This is a genomic window from Butyrivibrio sp. (assembly GCF_024699075.1).
The window spans coordinates 1-11,480 of sequence record NZ_JAILQF010000076.1 but is presented as its reverse complement, the minus strand read 5'-3'; the positions used below and the strand labels follow the sequence as shown (position 1 = coordinate 11,480).

The following is an 11,480-nucleotide window of genomic DNA, read 5'->3' as shown; positions in this document are numbered from 1 at the left end:
TTTCTTGGTTGCATGCAGTTTTGCACTTTGTTACACTATATTAGTAGTTAATAAAACATAACACGTTTTGTGCTATGAAATTATATTGAAAGGACGAAGATATATGCTCAGATTATCTAAATCTAAATCACTATTATCAGTGATAATGGCAGCTTCTATGGTAATTGTACCTCAGGCTACAATTACAGCTTACGCTGAAGAAGTTGCTACAACCAGCATTGAGGCACAGCTTGAAACGTTGTCTCAGGCTACAGGCATAAGCTACAAGGATAATTTCTATGATGTTGTAAATGCTAATACATTTGCATCACATGAAATTGCAGCTACAGATTCACAGTGGTCCTGGTTTGGAGAACTTTCTGATCAGCAGGAAGTTCAGATGGAAGAGATTTTCTCCGAGATCAACTCACAAGACAATTATGGAAAGGGAACTCCGGAGCAAAAGCTTCATGACATGTATGAACTTTTCAGCGACACAGAAGCAAGAAATGCTGACGGACTCGGAGAGTTCCAGAAATACATGGATGGTATACTTAACTCAACTAATATTACAGAGTACATTACTGCTGTAATGAGTCTTGGCGTAGATACAGGATATGGTTCAATCCTTCCTGCATTTGCATTGAATCAGGATGACCTTGATTCTACAAGATACATAATATCAGTATCTGCCGGAGACTCTCTCCTTGGTAAGGACTATTATGAAACAGAAGGCTATGAATCTTATGCCGAAATTTATAATCAGTATCTCTTCCAGCTTCTTCTTATCAATGGCTTCACACAGGAAGATGCTCAGAGAATGGTTGAAAATACTGATACAGTTGCAAGAAAGCTTGCATCTGTAGAACTTGAAAGCACAGATTATTATGATGTTGAGAAGTATTACAATATCTATACAGAAGCAGATCTTATTGCTGCATTCCCTGCTATAGATATGGCAAGCTATATGCAGGCTCAGGATGTATCAGGATTCGACAGATATCTTGTACCTGATGAAGCTAAGATGGCGATGTGTTCAGAACTTATCACAGAAGATAATCTTCAGATGCTCAAGGACTATTCAGCTACAATACTTGTTCATGATCTTCGTGCAATAACTACTCAGACTGCATATGATCTTACAGTAGAGACAAGCAATAAGCTTAATGGTATTACTGAAGCAGAGTCACAGGAATATTACTGGATGGCTCAGACAGCATCTTTCCTTGAATGGAATTATGGTGTTCTTTACACAGATAATTACTGCTCAAAAGAAGCTAAAGAAGAAGTTACCAAGATGATCACAGAGATTCTTGCTGAGTACAAGAACATCATCAATTCTCAGGAGTGGATGAGCGAGACAACCAAGCAGGCTGCAATTGCAAAGCTTGATTCTCTTCAGGTTAAAGTTGGATATCCGGATGACTTTGATTATTATCTTAGCCAGGAAGCTCCTGTAGATAGCAAAGAAGAGGGCGGTTCACTTACATCTAACATGATCAAGAGTCATCAGATGAATAATGCTATATTTAAGGAACTTGTTTCTAATCCGGTAGATAGAACAAAGTGGATTGCTACTCCTCAGACAATTAACGCATTCTATGATCCTTCAAACAATAGTATCACAATCCTTGCAGGTATTATGCAGGATCCATTCTATAATCCAAATGCTTCAGAAGCAGCTAACCTTGGAGCAATTGGTGCTGTAATAGGTCACGAGATAAGCCATGCATTCGATTCATCAGGATCTCAGTATGATGCTAATGGTAATTATAATCCATGGTGGACAGAAGAAGAGTACGTCGCATATGTAAATATGTGCCAGGAAATCATAGATTATTATGATACATTCCCATCATTAGAGACAGGGTCAACTGTTGATGGTGCTCTTACTATTACAGAGAATATAGCAGACCTTGGCGGCGTATATGTTGTTACACAGGTTATAGGTGATGATAAGGATGCTCTTCAGGAAGCCTTCGTATCCTGGGCTAATATATGGGCAGAAGAGATGACCTATGAATATGCAAGCATACTCCTTATGATGGATGTTCACTCACCTGGACGAGCTAGAGCTAATGCTGTTCTTTCCAATATGGATGCATTCTATGAGGCATTCGATATTCAGGAAGGCGATGGAATGTATGTTGCTCCTGAAGACAGAGTAGGTATCTGGAAATAAGTACAGATATCTTCCATCTTTAGATATTTAACTTATCACAACCTGGCTCTGCGCAGTCTTTGCGCAGAGCCTTTCTTTTAAGGATATAAAATATGATTCACGATTTAGTAAGATATCAATTTGATGATAAGAGCTTTATGAAAAGAGAAACGGTGTTACTAGTATCTCTTGGATGTTCCTGGGGAAGGTGCGCCTTTTGCGATTATCAGGAGGATAAGTCATCTTCTGTTTTAAAGTGCGATTCAGTAAACAAAAAAGTCCTTGAGCTTGTAAAAGGAAAAGAAATAGGGTCTGAAGTACTTGATATTACCTGTTCAGCTTCCTATACTGAGCTTCCTTTTACGACCATGAATTATATAAGAGATACCTGCAGTTGTAAGGGCATTAGTACTGTTATACTTGAAGGCCATTATATATTCAGGGAGTCTAACAGTTTTTATATAGATTTCTTTGAACAACGCGGGATAAAGACAATATTCAGATGCGGAATAGAAACCTTTGACGAACATCTTCGTGAAGACATATTAAGAAAAGGACTTCCCGGTGCAAAACCGGAGGAGATCAGTAAATATTTCAGCTGGATCAATTTAATGTACGGCATGGAAGGTCAGACATTTGACCAGCTTCAAAAGGATTTTGAAATCGGCCTTAAATTTTTTGACAGAATAAATTTAAGTATTTATACATCGGTAAAAGAAGGCCCTGCCCGTGACAAGGCCAAGATCAAGGCTTTCTATGATTCGCCTTTATATCAGGATCTTTTGGATAGTAAAAGAGTAGATATTTTTGATGAATGGGACGACGATAACGACCATAATGTAGGTCATGATATATAAAATGCTCAAGATAACCTGCCACTCCTTATCTGATCACATATGAAGAGGCAGAATATGTTTTTGTAAGGATATATCATAATTATGCCGATATATTCTTCGATATGATTAGAGATGCCAAAGTCAGTATTGAACTAATTATATGCTATGTTGTGCTTGCATTTGCAGCACTTAGGCTCTTTTCGGTCGGTCTGTTTCAAAGTAATTCCTACTTGGACAAAGAGCTTTATTTTAGTCTGCTTTCAGATAACTGGGAGCAGGTCCTTGATGATGGAACAAGAGTTCCTGTAGAAGTTCCCGGAGAAGCTCTGCCCAGCGATTCCAAGCAGTTCGTTATAGAAAGAGAACTGCCCATCACAATTACTGAACATTCATGGCTGTCTATAAGAAGCACCCGCCAGAATATTCATATCTATATAGATGGAAATCTAAGAAAATCTTATTCCAGAACATTCGAAGAATACGGAAGGACTACAGTTCCCAGCTTTTATCTCTTTGTACAGCTTAGTAAAAATGACATAGGAAAGACTATCACGATCACAGGTTCATCTGAATATGAGGTCTTTGCTTATTCTATTAATGACATAGTAATTGGCAGCCAGATAGGTATCTGGTATTACTATGCAATAAGAGATGACTTTGGATTTGTACTGCCTCTTATTGTTATGGTCATAGCAATAGGGGCTTCAGGGATCCTTCTTGTTGTAAGTACTTATAGTAAAAACAGTCGAAAGTTTATTTTCCTTGGGTTTGGAGTATTTTTGTATTCTGCATGGGAGATATGTGACTCTCATTTAAGACAGCTTATCTTTAATAATATAAGCATTGCATCTGATGCTGCTTATATGATTTTTTCAATAATTCCAATACCATTTCTTTATAGTCTTGATCTTCTTCAAAAAGGAAGATATCACAGATCAAACATTTCGTTTTCAATAGCTGCTGTAGGAGCCTCTATTGTCACTGCTATTCTAAACAGTTTTGGAGTCTATACATATATATTCACTATGCCGTATCTTGTTGTTATAGCAGTAGCATCAACAATATATATGATAATAACCATATTTATAGATATATTTAAAAGAAGTCTTACAGAAAACAAAATCACCATTTCAGGTTATATCGGCTTTGCTGCTACAGGCGTAGTTGCAGGTATATTCTATGCGATTCATCCTGATACTCCTGCTACTCCTATTGTTAACCTTGGAATGATACTTATCCTGGTATGTGCGATAGTTGATATGATCTTTTCCTATGTTATCGAAAGAAGAGACAGAAGCGTTGCAGAAGAAGTTTCAACTGCAAAGTCACAGTTTATAGCCAGCATGTCACATGAAATAAGAACCCCAATCAATTCAATCCTTGGAATGGCAGAACTGATACTTCGCGAATCATCAGAAGACAATATAACTTCATATGGCAAAAAAATCAGAGAATACGGCAAGTCACTTTTGAGACTTGTAAATGAGATCCTCGATTATTCGAGGCTTGAATCAGGCAAGGTTAATATTATTGAAGAAACCTATGATGCAGAAATAGCTATCACATCTTTGTACAAAATCTTTGAGCCTATTGCAGTCAAGAAGGGAATTACTATGCAGCTCAAACAGCATGGCATAGAAGAAAGGCTTTTGGTAGGAGATAATGAGAAGATCTACAAAATGGTAGGTGAACTTTTAAATAATGCAATTAGTTATACTGACAAGGGAAAGGTAACACTTGAAGCATATATTGAGGATCTTGGACGAACTGATGAAACAGGGCATGAACTTGTTATGTTTTCTATAGTGATCTCAGATACCGGCGTTGGTATAAGCCCTGCAGATCTTAATAAGCTTTTTGATCCTTTTGAAAATACCGGAGAAAAAGATGGCCAAAGTGGAATGTCACTTGTAGTTATCAATGGGCTCTTAGAAGTGCTTGGAAGTAAGCTTAATGTCAGATCAACTCCAGGAAAAGGATCAGAGTTTTCTTTTGATATTATTCAGAAAAAGGCAAATGATAAAGAAATTTCAAGCTGGAATACCAAACCTATAGAACCAGATCTAAGTATATTAAATGAAAAGGGAAGATTTTATTCTGATAAGCTTAAAGTCTTGTGTGTAGATGATTCTTCAATGAACCTTTCCGTAATAGAAGGACTATTAAAGAGAACAGGCTCAAAGATTCAGACTGCGACCAGTGGTGAAGAGGCCATAAATCTTGCAGGCAAAGATTCTTTTGACATTATATTCATGGACGACAGGATGCCTGGTATGAGTGGAGAAAAGGCCATGCACATAATAAGGGATATGTATAAAGACACCCAAGATGAAGTCATTGTAATAGCCCTTACTGGCAATGAGTATGCCGGAGCAAGAAAAGAGTACCAGAGAAAGGGATTTGATAATTACCTTTCAAAACCTGTAAAGACCTTCGAACTTGAAAAAATGCTTTGGACCTACTTCGAAGACAAGGCCATGGATGTTCAGACTGAAGGAACTGAAACAGTTTATAATGAAAAATTTAATATGATAGAGAATATATCAGAAATAGAGACAGATGACGGAGTCAAAAACTGCGGAAGCATAGAACTGTTTGTAAATGCTGTAAAGACATTTGCTGATACATCAGAAGATAATATCGAAATGCTTCAAAAGATAATTGATGATGAAGATCTAAAAAATGGCGTTATCAAAGTTCATGCCCTTAAATCAAATGCAAGGATAATAGGAAGCAAAGAATTATCCGAACATGCTGCTTATCTTGAACAATGCGGAGATGCGGGAAAAGAGGAGGAATTTTGGACAAAAGTGCCGGCGCTTTTGAATGAATATAAGGAAATTGCAGGTAAACTTGAAAATATTTTCACTAAGGAAAATGAAGAAAATGATGACGAGCTTAAAAATATATCCAAAGAAGAACTTGAGGATGCATATTCAGCAATAGAAGAATGTGCAAGCAGCCTGGATTTTGACAGTATTGAAGAAATTCTTGAAGAATTGTCAGGTTATAAACTTGGATCTCTTGATAAAGAGCGTATTAAAAAGATAAGGAAAGGCCTGGCGTCAGCAGACAGTGCAAGGATCATTAACGCAGTTAAAGAATGATCGATACATGAAGTTATTGTCAGTCAACTATCTGAGGGATAAAGATGTTTAGCCGTAATTGCAGAAGTTCTAAAAAACTGAATATATATATGATCATTATGGCTGGATGCGTTATTTTCATCGTATCAGTTTTTGTCATGCTGTGCACTGGACAAAGAACCAGATTTAATGACTATGGAGAAAATGAATACAGCTATTCTTTCTTTAATAAAGGCTGGAAGCAGGTACTTTTGGATGGAAGCAGAACTGATATTAAGGATCTGCCTGAAAGGCTGGAAACAGAAGATGGGAAGATCACAGTTGTAAATAACCTTCCCAGTGAAATAGAAGAAGGATCATGGATTTCAATAACAGGTTATATATCTATTGTAAAAATATATATAGGAGATGAACTAAGAGCTGACTATTCTCTTTGCCCCGGAACGAAAGGAATCGGATCAAGAACTAGTCCTTCTGCGCGTATTTTTGCCCAGCTTTACAAAGATGATCATGGCAAAGAGGTGAAGATAGAACTTGAATCAGATTCTCTTTTTAAAGGGTGGATAAGTGAGGTTTTACTGGGGTCGCAGGGCGGAATATGGTACTACTATGCATATAGTACGATCGGATCAACTATACTTACACTTGTACTAGGTGCAATAGCTGTTATTACTATACTTATTTCATCATATTATATGTTTAGTTCAGGTAAGCCTTCATCTGCCTTATATATTGCAATAGGTATATTATCTATATGCTTGTGGAGACTTGGATCGACACCTCTTAGTAATACCTTTTTGCAGTATGAAACTGCAGATCATAGAAGCTTATTTGAAGCTGCCTGCCAGATTTTGGTATTCGTACCGGTACCTTTTTTGATGTTTGCAAATGCCCTTCAGGCTGACAGGTATAAAAAATTTTATAAAGTGATCGAAGATATCTGCATAATATATGCTATAGCTGTTTCATATCTTCATTACAGCAAGATCGCCTTTTTTGCAGGAACTTTAAAATATACATTTGGTATAATCCTTTTTGCACTTTTAATAGTTCTTGTTATATCTATAATTGATATCTTAAATGGTGGTAAAACCAGGTACAGGACAGTCATAGTAGGACTTATTATTTTTATGATACTCATGATATTTGAACTTGTCAGGATGTTTTTTGATATAAGGGCTGTATCTTCGCTTGTATATGTGCTTGGCATGCTTATACTTTTGATATCCGTAGTCATAGAGGCGATTCTTGGTATCATTAAAATCCATAGTAAGAGGATTGCTGCTATCAAGGCAGGAGAAAAGAAGACTGAGTTTCTATCACTTATGTCGCATAGGATAAGGACTCCTGTTAATACAATATCCGGAATGGCTGAACTTATAGAAAGAGAAACCGAAAGTAATGATATCAGATCATATGCAAACAGTATCAAAAATGCTGTTCGTATGCTTATGTCTCTTATAAATGACATGCTTGATGTGGAAAAATCCAAAAATGATAAGATAGATCTGGAATACAGAGAATATAGTCTTGCCCCCCTTCTTGTGGACTGCGTAAGCCTTCTTGTAACCAGAGCAAGGCAGGACGGACTGGAATTTGTTAAAGATATAAGTCCTTTGCTTCCTTCAACTTTGTATGGTGACCCGGTAAGAATAATGCAGGTAATAACCAACATTCTTACTAATGCCATAAAATATACTAATTCAGGATCTGTAACTTTGATCGCTGACAGGAAAGATGCTGATGGTAAGTTCTGTCTGTGCATAACTGTTAAGGATACAGGAATTGGAATAAAGCCTGAAGATATTGGAGAAATATTTACAAGCTATAACAGGGCTGATGAAAAAGAAAATCGCCACATAGAAGGAACCGGCCTTGGACTTTCCATAACCAAAAAACTAATAGATGCAATGGAGGGCGAGATAAAAGTTGAGAGTGTATATGGAGAAGGATCAACATTTAATATAGTAATACCCCAGAAGATTATTAATAATGAGCCGATAGGAGACCTCGAAGAAGCAATCAGAAAGTATACTATTAAGAATGTTAATTACAAAGAGCTTTTCCAGGCGCCATATGCAAAGGTACTGGTGGTTGATGATAACAGAATGAATATAGAAGTTTTTGTCGGACTTTTGAAGAATACCAGGATACAGATAGACTGCGCAGATGGTGGAAACGAGGCGTATGAGAAGGCTCGCAATAATAAATATGATCTTATATTCATGGATCATATGATGCCGGAGCCTGATGGAATACAGACGCTTCATCTTCTTAAGAATGATTATATGGCTATGAGTTATGCTACACCTGTTATTGCTCTTACAGCAAATGCAACAACAGGTGCAGAAAAGATGTATCTTAAAGAAGGTTTTGTAGCTTATCTGTCTAAACCGGTTGATTCCGAAAAGCTCGAAAAACTACTGATCAAACTTCTTCCGGACGACAAAGTAATACTAAATCCATAATTTAGCCTTTGGCGTAGGCTGTCAGGTCGTGGATCCATTTACCGCGCATGACTATGATAAAGCCTATTACGGATTTTAGAAGATCCATGGACTGGACTGTAAGATACATATATACAAGTGGCATGCTGGTGTATCGTGATAGAACGTATGCTACAGGGAATGATACTATCCAGCAAAAGCAGCTGTCGAATAGGAAAGTGATAAAGGTCTTTCCTCCTGATCTTATGGTAAAATATGCTGAGTTTGTAAATGCATATAGTGGCATGCATATAGCGCTTACTCTCAGAAGGCCAAGGGCAATATCTTTGATCTGATCAGTGGTATTGTAAAGATCAGGGAATACAGGTGCCACTATAAAGAGCAGTAATCCTGAAATCGAACTGAGTATTACTGAAAAGGCAGTTAATCTGAACGCATAGAGCTTTGCTCCTTTGAGTCGTCCTGCACCAAGCTCCTGCCCAAGGAGAATAGATGTGGCACTTCCCATTGCTATGAAAACAATATTAAATACATTAGCAAGTGTATTGGAAATGTTAAGTGCTGCAACTGCATTCAGTCCTCTTACAGAGTAGCACTGAACAAGCATTGTTGTTCCTATAGACCAAAGGGCTTCGTTGGCAAGAAGAGGAGCGCCTTTAACTATAAACTTGTAAACAAGGTCTTTTGGTACGTAAAAACTGTTGTAACAGCCTTTGATATAAGGATTCTTGTCAGGATTGGAATGTGTCCAGGATACAACTATTATCATTTCCACAAATCGTGAGATAACAGTTGCAAGAGCAGCACCTGTAACACCTAAAGTAGGAGCACCAAACTTACCGTAAATAAGGATATAGTTACCGATAAGATTAACTATGACTGCTATAATTCCTGCAGTCATAGGAACAACAGTCTGACCTGATTCTCTCAAAGTTGAAGCATATACGTTGGTGATTGCCATAGGCAAAAGACCTGCGTACATAACAAGAAGATATGAAATCGCATAGCGCAGGGTCTCATCAAGATTACCTGTATCTGCACCTTCGTGAAGAAACATCCCTATAAGATAATATCTGAATACATATAATACAAATAAGCCAATGATAGTCAATGCAAAAGCAAGGATCATCTTGGCACGCATAGTATACTGCATTCCTTTAAGATCTTTCTTGCCCCAGAACTGAGCACTAAAGATTCCTATTCCGGCAAGTCCGCCGAAAATACACAGATAAAATACAAAAAGAAGCTGATTGACGATGGAAACACCTGACATGGCTTCGGTACTGAGCTGACCTACCATGAGGTTATCAAGCATACCAACAAGGTTGGTGATGCCGTTCTGTATCATGATCGGAACTGCAACGGCCAGTACATGGACGTAGAAAGAGCGTGGTGCGATCAGTGAATTAGTTCTGTCTTTTTTGATAAATACTGTTTTGTTCATAAAAACCCCTACATTTTGTTGATTTGGAAACTTAAGCAAAGACCATTATACGTTGTGGCCCTGATTATCTCAATACAAAAGAGAATAATATTTTGACTTATAAGAAAATGTTGACATTATAAGGAAATATGTTATTATATTTCTATCAGCAACGGCTCGTTGCAGATAGAAAATTTTTGAAAATTATCAGTCTGAATCAAGGAATGGCGGGCAATCCGATGCCAAAGACTTATAAGACAGGAGTAGGATATGAGATCCAAAAGTCCTGAACTTAAGGAGAAGATCAAAGACTTCATTATAAAATTTCATAAGGATAATATGAGAGATCCTTCTACTGCAGAAATTGGAAGAGGACTTTCGATAGATAAGAGTACTGCTTACAGATATCTGCTTGCCATGAACAAAGAAGGAATGCTTAATTACAGCGATGGACATATAAGTACAGAGTCCACCATGAAGATGGATGAGAATATGACATCGGCTCCTCTCATGCAAGACGGTATCACGTGTGGAGCTCCTGAGACTGAAAGCAGTGATATAGACAGCTATGTGCAGCTTCCTACAGCACTTTTTGGTAACGGAGAATTATTTATACTTCATGCAGTTGGGGATTCAATGGTAGATGCCGGCATTGATTCAGGCGATCTTCTTGTTATCAGAAAATCAGAAACAGCTAAGCAGGGAGATATAGTAGTAGCACTTAATGAAGATGGAGAGAATACTTTAAAGAGATTAAAATATGATGCCGGTTTAGAAAGACTGGTACTTCATCCGGAGAACGAACAAAGGGGATACGACGATATAATACCGGACAAGATCATAATTCAGGGCGTTCTTTCTTCAGTTATAAAGAGATTCTGATAAGTACTTATTGAACACTAATTGTAATTTAACAGATCATTGTTAGAACATTGATGCTTTCCAAAAGCTCTTTACAGGGCCGGGAGCTCTAAATGCAAAGGCATTTATCTCCAAAGAAAAGAGGGGTATTAGATTATGAGAAATGTATATGTATCCAGAAGAGTTTACCATCTTGTAATGCGTATAATCATGATACTTACAGTGACACTTCTTATCTTCACAATCCGTAACCTTTTTGTGGCATCTATAGGAATACATCATATCGATAATGGCATAGAAAGCTGCAGAGACAGCATTAATAACTATTATGCCAATCAGGGAATTCTTCTGGCGGGAGACATCGAGAAATAAAGTCTTGTGCTGTCCTTATAAAGTATAATCCACTGCGAATAAATGAAAAATGGTCGAAAAAGTATACACAAAAGCGTGCATGGTGTATACTTTTTTTAGATACTTTTTTGGGAAAAAATTTAATTCTTTTAATTATTTCTGCAAACTTTCATCTCATAAAATACCACAAAGCTATTGCTTTTGGGGAAATTTATGCCGATATATTTACGTAAGATGTGATACTATTCTGACGTTTTTATGAGGTGAAAAAGTGTTGTCCAAGCTTATAGGAAACCTGACATATAATGTCGATGTTGAAATTGCATTTTTGATTGT

7 protein-coding genes are annotated in these 11,480 nt (G+C 37.3%); 6 read left to right on the top strand and 1 reads right to left on the bottom strand.

The genetic code is table 11. The annotated features are described in order from the left end of the window. Positions 1-103: 103 nt before the first annotated feature. From K6G87_RS02995 to K6G87_RS02980, 4 genes are all read left to right on the top strand, one after another. Complete coding sequence (locus K6G87_RS02995; RefSeq protein ID WP_296833691.1) at positions 104-2,161, top strand: M13 family metallopeptidase; 2,058 nt, start codon at positions 104-106, stop codon at positions 2,159-2,161. A 92-nt stretch (positions 2,162-2,253) separates the two neighbouring features. Then, positions 2,254-2,997, top strand: a complete 744-nt coding sequence (locus K6G87_RS02990; RefSeq protein WP_296833690.1) for a hypothetical protein — start codon at positions 2,254-2,256, stop codon at positions 2,995-2,997. A 101-nt stretch (positions 2,998-3,098) separates the two neighbouring features. Then, positions 3,099-6,083 (top strand): response regulator, encoded by a 2,985-nt coding sequence (locus K6G87_RS02985; protein ID WP_296833687.1) that lies wholly within the window; start codon positions 3,099-3,101, stop codon positions 6,081-6,083. Between the two features lie 44 nt (positions 6,084-6,127). After that, positions 6,128-8,530 carry an ATP-binding protein gene (locus K6G87_RS02980; RefSeq protein WP_296833685.1) on the top strand — a complete coding sequence of 801 codons (2,403 nt, stop codon included), beginning with the start codon at positions 6,128-6,130 and terminating at the stop codon, positions 8,528-8,530. 1 nt (position 8,531) lies between these two features. Here K6G87_RS02980 and K6G87_RS02975 read toward each other — a convergent pair whose 3' ends face one another. Then, entirely contained in the window at positions 8,532-9,953 is a 1,422-nt protein-coding gene (locus tag K6G87_RS02975; protein ID WP_296833682.1) for an MATE family efflux transporter, read from the bottom strand. A 249-nt stretch (positions 9,954-10,202) separates the two neighbouring features. Here K6G87_RS02975 and K6G87_RS02970 point away from each other — a divergent pair, with 249 nt between their 5' ends. Together K6G87_RS02970 and K6G87_RS02965 are read left to right on the top strand one after the other, a co-directional pair. Further along, a complete protein-coding gene (locus K6G87_RS02970) occupies positions 10,203-10,814 on the top strand; it encodes a LexA family protein (protein ID WP_296833680.1) in 612 nt (203 codons plus the stop codon). Between the two features lie 135 nt (positions 10,815-10,949). Then, a complete protein-coding gene (locus tag K6G87_RS02965; protein ID WP_296833677.1) occupies positions 10,950-11,165 on the top strand; it encodes a hypothetical protein in 216 nt (71 codons plus the stop codon). Positions 11,166-11,480 lie beyond the last annotated feature (315 nt).

Coding starts and splice junctions, on each gene's coding strand:
- K6G87_RS02970 (WP_296833680.1), top strand. CDS start 10,203: ATGAGATCCAAAAGTCCTGAACTTAAGGAGAAGATCAAAGACTTCATT.
- K6G87_RS02975 (WP_296833682.1), bottom strand. CDS start 9,953: ATGAACAAAACAGTATTTATCAAAAAAGACAGAACTAATTCACTGATC.
- K6G87_RS02985 (WP_296833687.1), top strand. CDS start 3,099: ATGATTAGAGATGCCAAAGTCAGTATTGAACTAATTATATGCTATGTT.
- K6G87_RS02995 (WP_296833691.1), top strand. CDS start 104: ATGCTCAGATTATCTAAATCTAAATCACTATTATCAGTGATAATGGCA.
- K6G87_RS02990 (WP_296833690.1), top strand. CDS start 2,254: ATGATTCACGATTTAGTAAGATATCAATTTGATGATAAGAGCTTTATG.
- K6G87_RS02965 (WP_296833677.1), top strand. CDS start 10,950: ATGAGAAATGTATATGTATCCAGAAGAGTTTACCATCTTGTAATGCGT.
- K6G87_RS02980 (WP_296833685.1), top strand. CDS start 6,128: ATGTTTAGCCGTAATTGCAGAAGTTCTAAAAAACTGAATATATATATG.